19 protein-coding genes and 1 pseudogene are annotated in these 17,512 nt (G+C 67.9%); 6 read left to right on the forward strand and 14 right to left on the reverse strand.

The genetic code is table 11. The features are described 5' to 3' along the window. Positions 1 to 249: pseudogene (locus EV193_RS34850) on the forward strand (alpha-N-acetylglucosaminidase TIM-barrel domain-containing protein); the annotation flags it as partial. After that, entirely contained in the window at positions 221 to 1,009 is a 789-nt protein-coding gene (locus EV193_RS33870; protein ID WP_423202248.1) for an alpha-N-acetylglucosaminidase C-terminal domain-containing protein, read from the forward strand. The pseudogene EV193_RS34850 and the gene EV193_RS33870, both read left to right, overlap by 29 nt. Here EV193_RS33870 and EV193_RS30245 read toward each other — a convergent pair. The 9 genes from EV193_RS30245 to EV193_RS30285 all read right to left on the reverse strand — a co-directional run bounded on the left by EV193_RS30245 (position 1,006) and on the right by EV193_RS30285 (position 9,930). Next, complete coding sequence (locus tag EV193_RS30245) at positions 1,006 to 1,641, reverse strand: Mce protein (protein ID WP_130348360.1); 636 nt, start codon at positions 1,639 to 1,641, stop codon at positions 1,006 to 1,008. The genes EV193_RS33870 and EV193_RS30245 overlap by 4 nt on opposite strands. After that, positions 1,641 to 2,900, reverse strand: coding sequence for an MlaD family protein (locus EV193_RS30250; RefSeq protein ID WP_130348361.1), 1,260 nt, complete (start codon positions 2,898 to 2,900; stop codon positions 1,641 to 1,643). The genes EV193_RS30245 and EV193_RS30250 overlap by 1 nt, the downstream gene beginning before the upstream one ends. Next, positions 2,897 to 3,916: an MCE family protein gene (locus EV193_RS30255; RefSeq protein ID WP_130348362.1), complete on the reverse strand. Its 1,020-nt coding sequence runs from the start codon at positions 3,914 to 3,916 to the stop codon at positions 2,897 to 2,899. Before EV193_RS30255 ends, EV193_RS30250 begins: the two co-directional genes overlap by 4 nt. Further along, positions 3,913 to 4,992 (reverse strand): MCE family protein, encoded by a 1,080-nt coding sequence (locus EV193_RS30260; RefSeq protein WP_130348363.1) that lies wholly within the window; start codon positions 4,990 to 4,992, stop codon positions 3,913 to 3,915. Before EV193_RS30260 ends, EV193_RS30255 begins: the two co-directional genes overlap by 4 nt. Before the next feature lie 115 nt (positions 4,993 to 5,107). Beyond that, positions 5,108 to 6,100 (reverse strand): MCE family protein, encoded by a 993-nt coding sequence (locus EV193_RS30265; RefSeq protein ID WP_130348364.1) that lies wholly within the window; start codon positions 6,098 to 6,100, stop codon positions 5,108 to 5,110. Further along, entirely contained in the window at positions 6,097 to 7,107 is a 1,011-nt protein-coding gene (locus EV193_RS30270; protein WP_165401553.1) for an MCE family protein, read from the reverse strand. The genes EV193_RS30265 and EV193_RS30270 overlap by 4 nt, the downstream gene beginning before the upstream one ends. Beyond that, on the reverse strand, positions 7,104 to 8,336 hold the full coding sequence (locus tag EV193_RS30275; protein ID WP_130348366.1) for an MCE family protein: 1,233 nt from the start codon (positions 8,334 to 8,336) through the stop codon (positions 7,104 to 7,106). Before EV193_RS30275 ends, EV193_RS30270 begins: the two co-directional genes overlap by 4 nt. Next, the gene (locus tag EV193_RS30280) at positions 8,336 to 9,142 is read right to left on the reverse strand and encodes an MlaE family ABC transporter permease (RefSeq protein ID WP_130348367.1); all 807 of its coding nucleotides are present in this window, start codon (positions 9,140 to 9,142) and stop codon (positions 8,336 to 8,338) included. Before EV193_RS30280 ends, EV193_RS30275 begins: the two co-directional genes overlap by 1 nt. Beyond that, entirely contained in the window at positions 9,139 to 9,930 is a 792-nt protein-coding gene (locus EV193_RS30285) for an MlaE family ABC transporter permease (RefSeq protein ID WP_130348368.1), read from the reverse strand. Before EV193_RS30285 ends, EV193_RS30280 begins: the two co-directional genes overlap by 4 nt. A 95-nt stretch (positions 9,931 to 10,025) precedes the next feature. On the opposite strand from EV193_RS30285, the gene EV193_RS30290 reads away from it, so the two are divergent. The 3 genes from EV193_RS30290 to EV193_RS30300 all read left to right on the forward strand — a co-directional run bounded on the left by EV193_RS30290 (position 10,026) and on the right by EV193_RS30300 (position 11,906). Further along, complete coding sequence (locus EV193_RS30290; protein WP_130348369.1) at positions 10,026 to 10,637, forward strand: TetR/AcrR family transcriptional regulator; 612 nt, start codon at positions 10,026 to 10,028, stop codon at positions 10,635 to 10,637. Further along, a complete protein-coding gene (locus tag EV193_RS30295) occupies positions 10,634 to 11,017 on the forward strand; it encodes a nuclear transport factor 2 family protein (RefSeq protein WP_130348370.1) in 384 nt (127 codons plus the stop codon). Before EV193_RS30290 ends, EV193_RS30295 begins: the two co-directional genes overlap by 4 nt. A 61-nt stretch (positions 11,018 to 11,078) precedes the next feature. Beyond that, the gene (locus EV193_RS30300) at positions 11,079 to 11,906 is read left to right on the forward strand and encodes an aldo/keto reductase (RefSeq protein WP_130348371.1); all 828 of its coding nucleotides are present in this window, start codon (positions 11,079 to 11,081) and stop codon (positions 11,904 to 11,906) included. On the opposite strand, the gene EV193_RS30305 is transcribed toward EV193_RS30300, so the two are convergent. Next, positions 11,845 to 13,293, reverse strand: coding sequence for a flavin-containing monooxygenase (locus EV193_RS30305; protein ID WP_130348414.1), 1,449 nt, complete (start codon positions 13,291 to 13,293; stop codon positions 11,845 to 11,847). The genes EV193_RS30300 and EV193_RS30305 overlap by 62 nt on opposite strands. A gap of 134 nt (positions 13,294 to 13,427) precedes the next feature. Then, entirely contained in the window at positions 13,428 to 14,063 is a 636-nt protein-coding gene (locus tag EV193_RS30310; protein WP_130348372.1) for a response regulator transcription factor, read from the reverse strand. Positions 14,064 to 14,320: 257 nt separating this feature from the next. On the opposite strand from EV193_RS30310, the gene EV193_RS30315 reads away from it, so the two are divergent. Further along, positions 14,321 to 14,875: a peptidase inhibitor family I36 protein gene (locus EV193_RS30315; RefSeq protein WP_165401554.1), complete on the forward strand. Its 555-nt coding sequence runs from the start codon at positions 14,321 to 14,323 to the stop codon at positions 14,873 to 14,875. 90 nt (positions 14,876 to 14,965) lie between these two features. Here the strand turns inward: EV193_RS30315 and EV193_RS30320 are convergent, their stop codons facing one another. From EV193_RS30320 to EV193_RS30330, 3 genes are all read right to left on the reverse strand, one after another. Further along, positions 14,966 to 15,970, reverse strand: coding sequence for a CU044_5270 family protein (locus EV193_RS30320; RefSeq protein ID WP_207222865.1), 1,005 nt, complete (start codon positions 15,968 to 15,970; stop codon positions 14,966 to 14,968). Then, a complete protein-coding gene (locus EV193_RS30325) occupies positions 15,970 to 16,512 on the reverse strand; it encodes an RNA polymerase sigma factor (protein ID WP_130348375.1) in 543 nt (180 codons plus the stop codon). The genes EV193_RS30320 and EV193_RS30325 overlap by 1 nt, the downstream gene beginning before the upstream one ends. 199 nt (positions 16,513 to 16,711) lie before the next feature. Continuing rightward, positions 16,712 to 17,479 (reverse strand): TetR/AcrR family transcriptional regulator, encoded by a 768-nt coding sequence (locus tag EV193_RS30330; RefSeq protein WP_130348376.1) that lies wholly within the window; start codon positions 17,477 to 17,479, stop codon positions 16,712 to 16,714. Positions 17,480 to 17,512: the final 33 nt, after the last annotated feature.

Raw genomic sequence — 17,512 nt, forward strand, 5'->3', positions numbered from 1 at the left:
GTGCGTCCTACCTATCGTTCGCGGTACGTACGAACGTTCATACTACGGGGAGAGCAGTGGAAGGGCACGCCGTACGCGTTCGGCACCATTCCGAACTTCGGCGGGCACACCACGATCGGCGCGAATACCGGGGTGTGGACCGCCCGCTTCCACCAATGGCACACCAAACCGGACAGCGCGCTGCGCGGCATCGCCTACCTGCCGGAGGGCACCGGCACCGATCCGGCTACGTTCGAGATGTTCACCGAGTTGGCCTGGCACACCGAGCAGGTCGACCACCGGCGCTGGGTTCGCCGACTACGCCGAACGTCGTTACGGCACAACGGATCCGCGTGCGGTGAGCGCGTGGGGGGCGCTGCGCCGTGGGCCGTACGACATGCTGTCGGGCGAGTGGAGCGAGCCGCAGGACAGCCTGTACGCCGCGCGGCCGAGTCTGACCGTGCGCACCGCGGCGGCGTGGTCGCCGACGTCAATGCGGTACGACCTGGTCAACACCGCGCGGCAGGTGCTGGCAAACCGCAGTCGCACGCTGCTGCCGGAGATCAAGGCGGCCTACGACGCAGCTGATCTGCCCCGGTTCCGCGCGCTGGCCGCCGAGTGGAAGGGCGACATGGATCTGCTGGAGCGCCTGCTAGCCAGCGACCCGCGGTTCCTGGTCGGGCCCTGGCTGCGCGACGTGAAGGCTTGGGGTACAACGGATTCCGAGAAGCGCACGCTCGAGTACGACGCGCGGTCGATCATGACAACGTGGGGCCACCGGGCCAGCAGCGACGGCGGCCCACTGCACGATTACGCGAACCGCGAGCTGTCCGGCTTGGTCGCCGACTTCTACGCGATGCGCTGGACCAGGTACCTCGACACGCTCGACACCGCGCTGGCCACCGGCACCCCGCCGGCGCCGATCGACTGGTTCGCGATCGAGGACGCGTGGAACCGCGAGACCAAGACCTACCCGGTCGCCGCGACCGGCGATCCGTACCGGCTGGCAATTGAAGTAGCGGCGCGTTAGAGAAGTTGGACGTCGTCCATCAGCCAGTGGTCGCCGTCGTTGACCAGGGTCATATGGATCCGGTTGCGGTCGGCGCGCGTCTCCGGGCTGTTGGTGTTGGTGATGTTCTGGTCGACGAACAGGACCACCACCGCGCGATCGCGGCCGGCGTCGTCTTCGTCCAGCGAGGTGACACCGGCGGCCAGCACGTTGCCCAAGCTGGTCGCCTTGTGGTCCTGGATCAGCTTGGTCAACACCGCGCTGACCTGCTCGTACTGCTTGGTGAACTTCTCGGTCGCGTTCTTGGACACCACCGCGAAGTTCTCCGCGATCCTGGTGTGGTCATAGCTCGCCAGATCGGTCGCGTACTGCTTGGCCGCGGTCAGCGCACCGTCCCGGGTGGACTCGATCCGATCGAGCCGATACCACTGGTAGCCAAGGAATCCGGCCGCACCGAGCAGTACGGCGAGCACCGCGGCCAGCACGATCCGCCGCCAGCGCGGCCGGGGCTCGGCCACCGGGTCCTCATCGCCCGGCGGCGGAGTGTCCATAGTGGACTCAGTGGACTCCTCCGACGAAGGCTCACTGTCCGCTGTGGACATACGACCGGCGACACGGGTGACCCGGCGTGGCTTGAGCGTCGTGGATTTCATCAGCGTGCTCCTTGGAGGTAGAGAGCCGACCAGGACATACCGCCGAGCAGGTGGTTCTGCCCGCCGTTGGCGCCCAGTCGCATCGGGTCGCCGGACGGCGTGCGCACCTGCCCGGTCACGGGATCGGCGGAGGCGACCGCGGTGGTGTCGGCCGGGCGTGGCGCGTTGGCCGCACCGCGCACGCCGAGGCCGTCGGTTTGCCCGCCTGGACAACGGAATCCGGGGTTCGCCTCGCGCGGCCCGGTCTCCTGCGGGGTGCGCCGTTGCTGGTCGTAGTAGCACACACCACCCTGCGCGCCGACCATCTCGAACCGCGCGATGTTCCCGTCGCCGATCGATGCCAGCTCACCGATCGCGCGAGGAATCACCACCAGCCCGTGCGACAGGGCCGGTGTGCGCACCGCGAGCATTTGCGCGGTGCTCACCAGGTTGCCGAGCAACATTGCGATCGACTGCTGGTTGTTGCGAAGCAACGGAACGACCTGCGCAACGAACGGCGGCGTGGTGTCCACAAGGGACCGGATGTCCGGATCCATCCGACGGATCTCGTCGGACAGCGCGCGCAGGTTCGCGGCGAGCGCGGGCAGCCGGCCGGTCGCGCCCTGGATGCCGGCGAAGAACTCCTTCGACCCGCCGAGCAGGCTCAACGTGGTCGGCTCGATCTCCTCCAGCGCGCGCATGATCCGCCCGCCGTTGCCCATGATCTGTTCGAGCTTCGGCGCCATGCCGGACAGTCCGACGGACAGCTCGTCGGCGATCGTGGCGATCGCCCTGATGTCGATGCTGTCGGTCAGTCGCATCAGGTCGACCAGCACCCGTTCCAGCGGCAACGGCCGGGCCGTGCGGGACGGCGGGATCACCGCGCCGTCGGCGAGGAACGGCCCGCTGGCGGTATTCGGGCGCAGGTCCAGGTGCATGATCGCGACCGGAACGTCTTGTGCCACAACGGCTTGCGTGTCCACCGGGATCTGGCGCGCCGGGTCCAGGCGAAGATCGATCGCCACGCCCTTGCCCGGCCCGAGCAGTCGCACGTCGGCCACCTTGCCGGCCTCCACACCCCGGTAGGTCACCGGCGAGTCGGGTGCCAGACCGCCCGCGTTGTCCGTCAGCACGGTCACCGTGACCTTGTCGGCGAACGTGTCCACGCCGACCGCCTTCACCCCGACGTAGACCGTGCACGCGATGCCGATCACCAGGAACAGCGCCAGTTGCACCACCGGTAGCGGCTGGCGGGTCGTGTTGCGCCGGAACCTGATCATCGCGTCCCCCCGTGCAACAATCCGCCGACCGTGGGCAGGCCCGGCGGCGGTGGCAGCAGCGACGGCAGGCCGGTGATCAGGCCGACCAGCGAGCCGGGTACGTCGATCGTGGTGTCGGTGTTGAGATAGTCGCCGGGCACCGCGCGATCGAGCAGGCGGTGGAAGCTCTTCAGCCCGGCCAGCGTGGAACCGAGCTTGCCGTCCAGCGCGGCGACGCTCTCTACCACCGGCCCGAGCTTGGTGAGCTGCTCGATGATCCCGCTCTGCGTCGCGGCGAGCACGTCGCTCGTCGTGCGGGACAGGCTGGTCACCTGGCCGAGCGCGGTGCGGATGTTGCCCTGCTGGCCGCGCAACACGTCGATCGCCGGGGTGATCTGCCGCAACGCGGTCTCCATCAGCGCCTTGTTGTCCACGGCGGTCTTGCTCAGCGCGCCCAACGCGTCCAGCGTCCGAGTCAGATCGCCGCCCCTGGCGTTGATCGACGCGAGGAGCTTGTCCAGCCGCTCGATCAGGTCGCGCACCTTGCCCTCGCGGCCGCCGAGCATCGTGTTGGTCTCCGTGACGATCGTGCGGATCTGCTCGAAGCCGCTGTTGGACAGCACGGTTCCCAGCAGTGCCAAGGAATCCTCGACGTCCGGCCCGCGCGAGGTCTGGGTGATCACCGCGCCGCCGGCCAGCTTTCCCGGTCCGGCCGGCAGCAGATCCACGTACTGGTCGCCGAGCGCGGTGCTCTGCCGCAGCCGTGCGGTGGTCGCCGTGCCGAGCGCCACGTCCTCGCGAACGCGCAGGCGCACGTGCGCGCGGTAGTCCTTCGCCTGAGTCGCCAGCACCCGGCCCACCTCGACCGGCCCGATCCGGACCCGCCCGCCGAGCGGCAGCCCGGCCGCGTTGTCGAACACCGCAGTCAGCTCGTAGGACGGCCCGTCGACCGACCGGCCGATCGGCATGTTCTGAAAGCTGACCGAGCACCCGGACAGCAGCAGAGTCGTTGCCGCGCAAGCGATGCGCCACCTCATCGGCCACCTCCGAGCGCGCCGGACAGGCCGAGTGGATCGGCGAAGCGCGGCGGGAAGTGGATCGGGTTGACCAGCCCGGCGCCGGAGCACAGCGGGATCGGCCAGCGCCGGCAGAACTCCTGGCCGGCCGGGAACTGGGTGAGTGTGGTGGAGAAGTCCAGCCGGATCCGCAGCTTGTGCTCCGGCGAGATCGCGTTGCTCAGGTTGTCCATCGCCAGCGGCATCGTGTCGAGTACCTCGGCGAGCTGGTTCTGGTGTCCGGCAAGGGATCCGGCGATCCGGGCGAGCTGGGCGACGTCCTTGCCGATGGTGGCGCCGTGGTCGCGGACCAGCGCGCCGACCTCGCTCATGGCGGCGGTCAGCGCGGTGATCGTGTCGGCGATGGTGCGGCGCTGACCGGCGAACTCGGCAGCGGCCAGGTTCACCGACCCAGCCAGTGAGTCCACGCCGGACTTGTTGGCGTTCAAGGCTTTCACCAGCTTGTCCACGCCGGTGAGCACCGCCTGCACGTCGCCCATGCTGGTCGCGACGATCGTGCTGGCCTGCGAGATGCTGGTGATCGCGCTGTTGAACTGCGGCCCGCGCCCGCGCACCAGGGCGGCGGCCGACTCCAGCACCTTGCCCAGCGAGCCGTCCGCGTTCGCGCCGTCCGGCCCGAGCGCGACGAGGAGACTGTCGATCGAGGACATCAGCTTGTCCCAGCGCACCGGGGCGTGCGTACGCTCGACCGGGATCCGGCCGCCGTCGGGCAGCGCCTCCCCCGTCGTGTACGCCGGGGACAGCTCGACGTACTGGTCGCTGATCACCGCGGGTGACATCAGCCACGCCTCGACGTTGGCCGGGATCTTCGTGCCGCGCGGCACGGTCATCCGCACGGTGACGCTCAACCCGTTGGGGCGCACCGATTCCACGTGCCCGAGCGGCACGCCGAGAACGGCCACCTTGCTGCCCGGGTGGATCCCCTCCGCCTGGGCGAACTCCGCCTCGATCGTCGTCCCCGGCTTCGGCCACACCACGAGCACCACCGCGGTCGCCACCAGCGCGAGCACCACGAACGCCGTCACCGCCCGCCTCACCGCGCACCCCCAATCTCGCGAGTCCCGCGCTGTGCACCGCCGAGTCCCGCGCTGTGCACCCGCGCCGGTGCCTGAGCGCGGGACTCACCGTGTCTGAGCGCGGGACTCGCGGGCATCAGCGGCACCCCTTCACCAGGCCGACGGCGCACAACGCGTTGTCGGGGATCGGGCCGGCGGGTGCGGTGACGTCCAGCCACGGGCCGTTGCCGGTGGCGTTGGCCAGGTAGCGCGCACCCGGGGCGAGGACGTTCAACGTGCGCGACAGCGCCTGCTCGTTGGCCACCAGCGACGCGGTGATCACGTCGAACCGGCGCACCAGCGGGTCGATCACCGGCTTGTTCACCCGCAGGAAGTCGATCAACTGCCGGCTCATCGCGTTCACGTCGTTGATCAGCGCCCTGATCACGCCGCGGTGCTCGGCCAACGTTGACGCCACGATGTTCGCGTCGCCGAGCAGCGTCACCAGCGTGCCCTGCTGGGACAGCAGCGTGTCGGTGACCTTCTGCGCGCCGGCCAGCACCTCGCCGAACTGCTTGCTGTGCTTGGTGAACACCTCGCTGACCGCCGTCACGCCACGCAGCGCCTCGCCGGTGAGCCGCGGGTCGGGTGCCTCCGCGCGCAGGGTCCGCACCAGCGTGCGCAGCCGCTCCAGGTCCAACTCGGCGGTGGTCTTCTCGGCCGAGCCGGCCAGGTCCTGCAACGAGTACGGCACCGACGTGCGGGCCAGCGGGATCGGGCGATCGCCGTCCAGCCGCCCGCCGCCGGCCGGCTCCACCGAGAGGTACCGCTTGCCCAGGATCGTCTGGATCTTCACGGCGGCGCGCGTCGCCTCGCCGAGCGGCTGATCGCGGTTCAGCCGGAACCGCACGAGCACCCGGTCGCCGGCCAACCCCAGCTCGGTGACCCGACCGGCCGGCACCCCGGCGATGTGCACCTGGTCGTCCACCTGCAGGCCCGCCGCGTTGGCCAACTCGGCGGCGTAGTCGGTGGTGCGCGCGTAGAAGAACGCCTGCGGCACCACCAGAGAACCGGCCACCAGCAGCGTGCCGACCAGCAGCCCGGCGATGGTCAGCTTGAGCGGATCGCGCTCCCGGAAGGGCCTCGTCATCGGCACACCGCCGAATGGTGATCGCTCACGCTGAGATGGATCGGCTGCCCGCCGAGCGAGACCCGCAGGTTGCAGAAGTAGATGTTCATCCAGGAGCCGTAGTCCAGCGTCCGTGCGATCGTGTTGAAGAACGCCGGCGCGCGCTGGATCGCCTCGTTGACCGCGTCCAGATTGCGCTCCAGCGTGCCGGTCGCGGCGTTCACCGCGTTCAGGTCGCGCTGCACCGCCGGCCGCGCCCGTTCGACCAAAGTGGACAGTGAGGCGGCCACGTTTCCCGCGCCACGCAAGGCATCCACGATCTGCTGCCGGTCGGCCGCCACCCCGGAGGTGAGCGCCGCCAGTCCGTCCAGCAGCCGCTTGAACTCCGGCGTGTTGGCCACCATCGTGCCGAGCAGGCTGTTCAGGTTGCCCAGCACCTGACCGATCACGGCGTCCTTGGACACCACGGTGTCGGTCAACCGAACCAGGTGCGCGAGCAGGCTGTTGATCGTGCCGCCCTCACCCTGGAACACCGCGATCAGCTCGCCGGCGAGCTGGTTGATCTCCTGCGGACGCAGCACGTCGAACACCGGTTTGAACCCGCCGAGCAGGTCGGTCAGGTCCAGCGCGGGACGGGTGCGCGCGAGCGGGATCGTGGCGCCGGGCGCGAGTGAATCCGTTGTGGCACTGGGCAACAGCGAGATGTACCGCGCGCCGAGCAGGTCGTGGTAGCGCACGACGGCCTGCGCGTCAGCCGGCACCGGCTGCGACTCGATCACCTCGAAGTCGACCTTCGCGTGCCCGTCCACCAGCGTGATCCCGGTGACCTGGCCGACCCGCACGCCGGCCACCCGGATGTCGCTGCCCGCGCGCAGCCCGAGCACGTCGGCGAACTCGGCCGAGTAGTCCTTTGTGGACTCTTCGAGCGACTTGGCCAGTGTGTTCACCACGAGCACGGTGGCCAGCACCGCGACGAGCACGAACGCGGTGAGCTTGATCAGCGTGCCGGTGAGCGCACCCCTGTTCACGGCATCACCATCCGCATGCCGCGCACGATCGGCCCGAGGAAGATCCCCATCAGGCCGGCCGGCAGTGGATTCGTCCGCGGTGGCACCGTCCGCCGGACCAACTCTTCGAGCGCCGACCGTTCGGCCGGGCTGCCCACCGGTCCGCTCGTCCCGCCGAAGCTGGGCGGCGGCGCGGACATGGGTGCGGGTGCCGGCGGGCGGGCGGTGGGCGCGCGGCCGCAGTTCGGGCCGGCGAGATCGCCGTAGCGCGGGCAGTCCGCCGAGGTGTACGGGTACGGCTGCACCAGCGTGATGTTGGCGCTGAGCTTCAGCCACGGGCCGGTGGAGAACACCGGCTGCGCGGCGTCCACGAGCGACTTGAGACCGCCGATGATCTCGGGGATGGCGCCGCGCTGCGCGTGCAACACGTCCAGTACCGGGTCACCGGCGCGGATCAGCTGAATGGCGCGATCCTTGTTGTCCCGCAACAGTTTCTCGCCCTCACCCATCAGCTCGATACCGCCGGTGACCATGGCGGCGAGCCCGCCGCGCTTGTCCACGATCGTGCGCGAGGTGACGATCGCGTTGTCCAGCGTGCGCCACAGGTCCGGCGCGGCGGTACGCAGTTGCTCGGCGAGATCGGCGGTGAACGCCAGATCCTCGCCCAGGGTGTCCACAATGGACTGCCCGTCGCGCACCAGGGAGTGCGCCTGGTCGATCATGTCGCCGAACCGCGCTCCCCTGCCGCCGAGCACCCCGGCGACCGCGGCCAGCGCAGTGTTGATCTTCGCCGGCTCGATCTGCTTGAGCACCGTGTACAGCCGCTCGTAGGCGTCGTTGAGCGCGATCGTCTGCGCCGAATCGTCGGCCGGAACGGTGGTGCCGGCTCGTAGCGCGGCACTCTCGCCGGGCGGCGCGACCAGATCCACGTACTGGTCACCGAACAGCGTGCGCGGCAGCACGCGGGCCCGCACGGTCGCCGGGATGGCGTCGATCTGGTCGTCGGCCAGGCGGATCGTGAGCGTCGAGGTGGTCGCCGTGGTGTGCACCTCGGTGACCGTGCCGACCACCACGCCGTGATGCTCCACAGTGGACTGAGCGGCGATCCCGGCACTGCGCGCGGGCACCACGGCGGTGACGGTCGGCCGGTCGTCGAACGCGCCGGCGCCCTTGGCGATCACCAGTACGGCGATCACCGCCACGATCAGCAGGCCGGCGATTCCCCGCAGTGCCAAGGAAAACCGGTTCATCAGCGCCCACCGCCGGTGCCGGGCAGCTCCTGGTGGATGCCCCAGAACGCGAACGTGAGCAGTACGTCCACGATCATGATCAACACGATGCTGGTGCGCAGCGCCCGCCCGGCCGCGCGCCCGACGCCCTCCGGCCCGCCCGTGGCCGTGTAGCCGTAGTAGCAGTGCACCATCGTCACGACCATGGCCAGCACAAGCGCCTTGAGCAGCGAGAACAACACGTCCTGCGGCGGGAGTACCAGGGAGAAGTAGTAGTCGTAGTTGCCGCCGGACTGGCCGTTCAGGTCCACCACGACCAGGCGCGTCGCCACGTACGAGGCGAACAGGCCCACCAGGTACAACGGGATCACCGTGAAGAACGCGGCGATCATGCGCGTGGTGACCAGGAACGGCAGCGAGCGGATCGACATCGCGTCCAGCGCGTCGATCTCCTCGGAGATCCGCATCGCGCCGAGTTGCGCGGTGAACCCGGTGCCCACCTTCGCCGCCAGCGTCAGGCCCGCCACGATCGGCGCCAGCTCGCGGGTGTTCACCAGCGCGGACATCGAGCCGGACAGCGGCGACAGCGACACCAGGTCCAGGCCGCGGAAGCCCTCCAGCCCGATCTGCGAACCGGACACGAACGACATCGCGAACACCACGCCGATCGTCCCGCCGCCGGCGAGCAGCGTCGCCGAGCCGAAGCTGACCTCGGCGATCAGCCGCACGATGTGTCGCCAGTAGCGCACCAGCGAGCGCGGCACGGCGGCGATCACCTTGACGTAGAAGGTGAACTGTCGCCCGGTCTCGGCGAGCATCTTGATCATGGCCCACTCCCCAGCGCGTACACCTCGCCGATGCCCACGTTGGCCAGGAACACCAGGAAGAACGCGAGCACCACGGCCTCGTTCACAGCGTTGCCGACACCCGCTGGTCCGCCCTTGGCGGTGAGCCCCTTGAAGCAGCACACGCCGGCCGCGAGCACGGCGAACGCGGCCGCTTTCACCTGGGACAAGATGAAGTCGGACAGGTGCGCGAAGTCGGTCATGGTGCCGAGGAAACTGCCCGCGGTGACGTCCTGCACGAGTACCTGGAAGGCGAAGCTCGCGCCGATGCCGATCGCCATCACCAGGCTGTCCAGCAGCATGGTGATCAGCACGGCGGCGACGATCCTCGGCACCACGAGCCGCTCCAGGGTGGAGATGCCCATGACCTCCAGCGCGTCGACCTCCTCGCGGATGTTGCGCGCGCCGAGGTCGGCGCACATGGCCGAGCCGCCGACACCGGCGATCATCACCGCGCACACCAGAGGTGCTGCCTGGCCGACGATCAGCAGCGCGACGACGGCGCCGCTGTAGCTCTGCGCGCCGATCTGGCCGGTGAGCGATCCGACCTCGACCGCGACCACCACGCCGAACGGGATCATCACCAGGATGGCCGGCACGGTGCACACGCCGGCCAGGAACCACATCTGCCCGACGCACTCCCGCCAGGCGAACCGGCCACGGGTGATCGAGCGCCAGGCGGCGATCCCGGTGTCGACGGCGAATCCGAACAGCACGCCGATCTCGACGACGGCGGGCGGGAGCCGTCGCGTGCCCGCCGGAGCGGCCATGTGCCCCCCTCTCGCCGTCGGGCCTGTCAAAGACAGAACGATTGTTACGTGACATGAGTTACGCAACAAGTGTTCTGCTGGGATAACCTTTGCGCATGGCGAAGACGACCCGCGACCCGGAGAGTCGGCATCGGATCGTGCGCGCGGCGTGGCGGCTCGTCGGAAAACAGGGCGTGCCGGCCACCACCGTGCGCGGCATCGCCGTCGAGGCGGGCGTGTCCACCGGCTCGGTGACGCACTATTTCGAGGACAAGGCCGAGATCATGTCCTCGGTGCTGCGGTACAACAACCGCCTGATGGCCGAGCGGATCGGCAAGTCGATCGGACGGGCGACCGGCCTCGCCGCGGTCGAGCGGATCGCGCAGGCGATGCTCCCGCTGGACAACGAGCGCCTGCGGACGTGGAACGTGTTGATCGCGTTCTGGGGCCAGAGCGGCGCGTGGGCGCACATCGACCAGCGCTCCCCCGACTCCGGCTACGGCGGGCTCCGCATGCTGGTGATCGAGGCGTTCGCCGACGCGCGGCGCGCCGGCGAACTCCCCTCCGACACCACCCCGGCGCACGAGGCCGAGCGGCTGCTCGTGCTCGTCTTCGGCCTCAGCCTGATGGCGGGCGGATTCCCCGCGCTGCTCGGCAACGTCGCCCGGCGCTCGCGCACCATGCTTGCCGAGCACATCGCCGCACTGCGCACGAAGGAGAACGTATGACCGAGGATCTCGTCGCGATCGAGAAGCGTCGCGTCCAGTCACTGCTGGACGTCGACGCCGACGGCTACGACCAGCTGCACGCCGACGACTACCGGCTGTGCAACCCGACCGGCACGGTCTGGACCAAGACCGAGTACCTGGACCGGCTGCGCACCGGCGGGCTGACCTACCGTCGGCTGGAGCCGCTCGGCGACATCGACGTGCTCGCCGACGGCGACCTGGCCGTGCTGCGCTACCGGTGCCTGATCGAGCTGCGCGTCGACGGTGCCGACATTCCCGCGCACGAGGCGTGGCACACCGACGTGTACCGGCGCGCCGGGGACTCGTGGCGGTGCGTGTGGTCGCAGGCCACGGGAATCATGGCCACGGTCACCGGGTAGCCGGCCTGCGAGGCGGGTTCGGGCCCGTCATGCTGGAGCGGCGACCGTCGAGGGAGATCCGATGACCATTGCGCCGACCGTGAAGCTGCGGGACGGCAACGAGATGCCGGTACTCGGGTTCGGCACCTGGCCGATGGACGACGCGCAGTCCGAGGTCGCCGTGTCCGAGGCGCTGCGCCTGGGCTACCGGCTGGTCGACACCGCCGCCAAGTACGGCAACGAGTCGGGTGTGGGCGCCGGCGTGCGCACTTCCGGAGTGCCGCGCGAGCAGGTGTTCGTCACCACCAAGTTGCGCGGCTCGCAACACGGCTACGACGAGGCGCTGGCCGGATTCGAGGAGAGCCGCGCCCGGCTCGGCCTGGACTACGTGGACCTGTACCTGATCCACTGGCCGCTGCCCGGCATCGACAAGTACGTGGACTCGTGGCGCGCGTTCGTCGAGCTGCGTGACCGCGGCCTGGTGCGCTCGATCGGCGTCTCCAACTTCACGCCGGACCAGATGGACCGGCTGACCGCCGAGACGGGCGTGACCCCGGCGGTCAACCAGATCGAGATGCACCTGGACTTCCCGCAGGACGAGATGCGCGCCTGGCACACCGAGCACGACGTGGTCACCGAGTCGTGGCGCCCGTTCGGACGGGGTCCGTTGTCCCGCAAGGAGGTTCTCGACGTCGCCGAGGCACGCGGGTGCACCCCGGCGCAGATCCTGTTGCGCTGGCACCATCAGCTCGGCGCGGTCCCGATCCCGAAGTCGGGCAACCCGGAGCGGATGGCGCAGAACCTCGCGATCTTCGACTTCACGCTCACCGAGGAGGAGATGACCACCCTCAGCGCGGCGAGCCAGGCCGTTCGGCTCGGGGGCGAGCCGACGACTCACGTGGAACTGTGACCGTGCGGTAGTCGGCCAGGTTCACCGTGCGGGTGCGGCGGTCGTACTCCGAGACCAGGCCGGGCCAGTTGTTGGTCACCCGCCCGGCCTCGGTGCGGTACCAGCTCGCGCACGACGCCCACGCCGTACCGGCCAGCCGCGACTGGATCTCCCGGTCGTACCGGGCCTCCACGTCCACTCGAACGTCCACATAGGACTGTCCGTCCAGGTGGTCGACGAGCTGGCGGATGTAGCGGGCCTGGCGCTCCAGCATGTAGATGATCGAGCCGGCGCCCAGGTTGGTGTTCGGGCCGTACATGAGGAACAGGTTCGGGAAGGCGGGCACCGTGATGCCCAGGTACGCCCGCGCGCCGTCGGCCCAAGCGTCGTTCAGGTCGCGGCCGTCGAGCCCGCGCACGGCGATCGGCGCCAGGAAGGACTGCGTGGCGAAGCCGGTGCCGTAGACGATCACGTCCACGTCGTGCTGCGTCCCGGCCGCGTCGCGCACCCCGCCGGGCGTGATCTCCGCGATCCGCTCGGTCACGACGTCCACATTGGACTGTGCCAGCGCCGGGTAGTAGTCATCGGCGAACAGGACGCGCTTGCAGCCGATCGGGTAGTCCGGGGTCAGCTTCGCCCGCAGCGCCGGGTCGAACACCTGCCGTTTCAGGTGCCAGCGGGTGACCGCCGAGCCGAGCTTCGCGATCGCCTTGTTGCCGACGATGCCCATCGTGCTGAACTCGCAGAACGCCCACCACAGGAACCGTTCCGCCTTCTGCAGCACGGGAAAGCGGGCGAACGCGGTGTGGTGCAGCGGCTTGTAGACGGTGTCCGGCTTGGGTGCGATGTAGGGTGCCGAGCGCTGGAACAGGGTCAGCCGATCGACCCCCTGCTGGATCTTCGGCACGAACTGGATCGCGCTCGCGCCGGTGCCGATCACCGCGACCCGCTTGCCGGTGAGGTCGACGTCGTGGTCCCACTCGGCGGAGTGGAAAGCCTTGCCGGCGAAGGTTTCTCGCCCCGGAATGTCCGGATGGGACGGTCGGGAAAGCTGCCCGGTCGCCGGCACGAACACATCCGCGGTGAGCGTCTCACCGGTGCTGGTCGTGATCGTCCACTGCCCGCTGTCCTTGTCGAACTCGGCCGACGCGACCTCGGTCCGGAACCGGATGTGCTCGCGCAGCCCGTGCCGGTCCACCACCCCGTTCATGTACGCCGTGATGTCCTCGCGCAATGAGAACCGCATCGGCCACACCGGGTTCGGCTCGTAGGAGAACGAGTAGTACGGCGACGGGATGTCGCAGCCGGCGCCCGGATAGGTGTTCTCCCGCCACACGCCGCCGACCTCGCCGGCCTTCTCCAGCACGGTGAAGTCGTGATACCCGTTGCGTTTCAGCTCCAACGCCATCGCCAGGCCGCCGAAGCCCGACCCGACGATCACCACCGAGGTCGTCACCGCGTGAGGCTAACCCTTCCCATAATCGGCTTCAACTGCTGCGGGAGATGCTCCAGGACGGACTCATACTGCCCTGTTGCGAACGATCAACCATCGACCGGCTCGTTCGTTAGCCTAAATGCCAAGGTTACGGCTTCCCACCTATTTCTGGCACCAAGCTTTGCCAGCAGGTTGGAAACATGATATTTGACAGTCCTCTGGCTGAGCGTCAACAAGCTGGCGATGTCGTCATTTGACCGCCCTTGCGCGAGTAGGTGTAATACGTCGCGCTCGCGAGCAGTCAGGCGCATCCTTGTGTCACATCCGGCCAGTCCAGCGCGCAACGCGATCCTATTAAGGATATGAGATCCTTCGGAGAACATCGTGCTGTGAATATAGTAGCTGCCTCGCGACACAACCTTGACCGCGAGGCACAGGTCTACCGGTGACACCTCGACTCCAACCACACCGCGGAGTCCTCGATCTAGCAGTTCTACTGCCTCACGCACTTTGTTGTGCTCGGCTACCAGCACCAGCCCCGGAGCGGAAGTCGGCCTTGACGCCAAGTAGCGGGCAAGCTCGGAATACCTCGATCGGCCGTCAATGACTAGTGTCAGATCTTTTCCATTAGCTGCTGCGATAAGCGAGTCGATGTCTGCTGCCTGGAGTACAGACGGCATGCCATCTGGACCAGCAAGACTCATCGCCATACCAGATCTGACGATCTCGCTGTCCGCGCACACTCCAACGACGATATGTGACAACACATCCCCCAGCCCCCAAGCTGATCAGTTCACCACAATCTAGCCGGGGTGGGAGGCGGCGAGTAGGTCTGAACGAGTGACGCTCCTCGATCCGTGCTCGAGGAACACAGCCGCCACGGTTGGTCCTGTCCTGAAGGCCAAGTCAGAAACCCGGTCCCAAGGCTGGGGTGCGGCAGTGGGGTTGCCTGGCTAACTACTTGGCGTCGAGTCCAACTCACATGAAGGAGTGCGAACAGATGAAGACATGGTTCCAAGCCAGCATAGCGACCACTGCACTGCTGGCGGGCTTCGCGTTGGGGACGCCGTCGGCAACCGCGGCCACTCCCACCGGGTCGACCGAGCCGGGCGCGACGGCTTCTTTCGAAGGAAAGAGGCTTGACCTAAAGAGACAGGGCTGGGGGCAAGCGCAATCGTGCGTCGTGTTTAGCCGAGCGCGGACTGACTGCTTTCGGAGCAACGAAGAAGCGAACAGAGCCATTGGCTACGACAGAACCAAGGAAGTTCGTCAGGGTTTGACGACAACAGCGGACTTCGACTGCGCCAGAGATTGGCTGTGCCTCTTCGAGCACGCTGAAGGCAGAGGTCGCCGACTAATCTTCAACGAGGACGTCTGGCACAATCTCGCCGATTGGGATTTCGCCAATAAGACGTCCTCTTGGCGCAACAGGATGTTCGGGTGGGACGACGGTATACTGGGCGACGGCAAGGGGCACGTCCTTATACTCGAGTCGGGTGCGCGGGCCGCCTACATGGGCGGATGGAATGATGCCGCAGTCCACGTTCACGGCTGACGAACCGGCACCGTCGGCGTGAGCCGTCTACGGATGTCTCGCATGTAGTGACCTTGGGTGTGGGCGTCGTTCGTGCCCACCCCAAGGTCACTACCGAAACTCGTGCTGCAGGTAGTTCTCATACGAGATGACAGCCGGAATGCGAACGTTCAATTTGCCTGCGGTCGTTGGCAACATTTGCTCATAGCTGAGAACCTGCCCATCGATTGAACTAATAACCAAGGTATAGCGCGTCGGCAATCCGCCGTAGCTTGACTCCAGGGAGAACGCCTTGCCGAGCCGTCCGGCTCGGTCACGAGCATCCCCGTCGTTGTGCAGACCGGGTAGGTCGGCCACGACTCGGAGCACGGCCGCGCGTTCGGCGGGCGTTAGGACACGCTCCCGCAGCAGATCGGTGACGGCGACGATCGTCTCCGCAGGGCCGTGCTCAGGCGGATGGTCCTTCTGGAGCCAAGTCCGCAGAGCGTTCATGTCTGTAGGCGGTCGGTCATTCCAGACTCGTGAAAATCCGCCAGGGCCGAAGGTGCGAGTGGCGTTGTCGCCTGACCGCGACGCCTCCCATTTCTGCAGGTCCGCAGTGGACTCGAACTCCAGCGGCGACGTTCGGTTGCTCTCGCGACCGGATCCGTCTGAGTTGACCCAGATCTCGCGCTGGGTTGCCTGCAACGCCGACACTGTTTCGGACTTGGTGACCTGAGAGTGCAATGACCACGCATGCGTTCGGAGGTATTCGGTGCGGCCGGCACTAAGCGCTGGAACTGGTGACTGACCTGCCCGGTCGGCGATCTCTCGCAGAACGATGTCGGCGGGTCGACCATCGACACTCGGAACGATCTTCAATGGTGCCGGCGTCGCCGCGAGACCGCGCGGTGGGTTCGGACCGGCGATCGTCCACACTCCGACACCGGCCAGCGCAACCGTGGCAGCCGCCGCCGTCGTCAGCACAGATCGGCGTGTTCGTTGACTACTCCACTGACGGCGTCGTGCGAGATCAGTCGCGTCATCAAACGTCGGCACCGGTGGCACCTGAGCGTCACGGTCCAGCACGGGATCCAGTGGACTGAGGAGATCGCGAATCTGCCGTTCAGCGCCCATCATTTCGCTCCTTTACCGTGACTCAAGCTCAGGTGTGGACCGCCTGATGGTTGCTCCGGCTGGTCCATGGCACGAAGCAGGCGCCGACGTGCGCGGCTCACACGCATGCTCGCGGTGGTCCGCGCGCAGCCCAGCACTTCGCCGACCTGTGTGCTGGAAAGGTTTTCCCAAGCGACCAACCGCAGGACTTCTTGATCCGCCTCGCTCAGTTGATCGAAAGCAGCAGCTGCCGCCAGTCGATTGGCCACATCAGCGGCATGATCGGGATCAGCGTCGCGCGACGAGGTGGCACGGGCATGCTCGAGAAGATCGCGAGCACGACGTGCACTTCGGTACTGGTTGGCCAAGACGTTTCGCGCCACGCCGTACAGCCACGGCAATGGTGTGCTCCCCAGCTCATCGAGTCGACGCCACACGACTGCGAACACGTCGGCGACAGCGTCGTCGACCTCAGGCTCCGCCAGACGACGCCCGACGAACCGTTTGATGTCGCCGTAGTGCTCTTGATAGACGTGGGTGAAACGCTCCTGGCGTCGCCCCATGCGAGCCTCCTCTCGTCTACCAACTAGATGTCCGCGGCCGTCCGGATGTCACAGCGAAGGTTGAAAATCGCGACCAAGAGTCCCCGCAACCACACATGGCCAGCTTGCACGGAAGCTTGACGCTGCGGCCACGCTCGCGTCAGCCAGACTCGTTCTCGCAGTTCGATCGAGGTTGGATCGGCTGCCAGGGTTCGGACGGCTAACTGACGACATGCGTTTCCACGCCGTCCAGCAGCAGGTCGATGCCGGTCACGAAGGCCTCCTCGGCGTGGTACTCCATGTAGCCCGCGTCCTCGGGCATCGGGTCGCGGTCGGACTCGATCCACACCACCAGCGGGAAGCGTTCGGCGAAGTCGGGCGCCACCGACGCGAACTCCTCGCCGCGGGCCAGCCACCAGTCGTCCTCGGACATGCCGGTGGCCGCCGGCGCCTCGCGCGCCTCCGCCACGGTCGCCGCCGAGCCCCGGACGTGGTTGCCCAGCGCGTGCACCACCGGACGCAGGTCACGCGGGCCGAGACCGGTCTCGCGCAGGATGCCGACGAGCGTGTTCAGTACGGCGAACTCGTTGGGTCCGAGGACCGGCCGGGCCTGTGAGACACGCAAAGCCCACGGGTGCCGCAGGCAGAAGTTCCACTGGTCCCGCGCCCAGGCGTGCACCGCGGCGCGCCAGCCGGCGCCGAGGTCGTATCCACCGGGAATCTCGGCCAGCACGCGGTCGTACATCAGGTCGACCAGTTCGTTCTTGCCGGGCACGTGCGTGTACAGCGCCATCGCCGTGCAGCCGAGCCGCTCCCCCACCGCGCGCATGGAGACCGCGTCCATGCCGTGCGCGTCGGCGATCGCGATCCCCGCGTCGACGATCACGTCCGCGTTCAGGCCCCGCTTGCGCGCCGGCCGGTGCTCGGCAACACCCCAGAGCAGCTCCATCGTCCTGCGTGGGTCGCCCTGGGCGGCGAAGACTGTCACAGCTCGCTCCTTACGGTGTAAAGTGCGGTGACT

The sequence above is a fragment of the Herbihabitans rhizosphaerae genome, from assembly GCF_004216555.1.
Taxonomy (GTDB): Bacteria; Actinomycetota; Actinomycetes; order Mycobacteriales; family Pseudonocardiaceae; genus Herbihabitans; species Herbihabitans rhizosphaerae.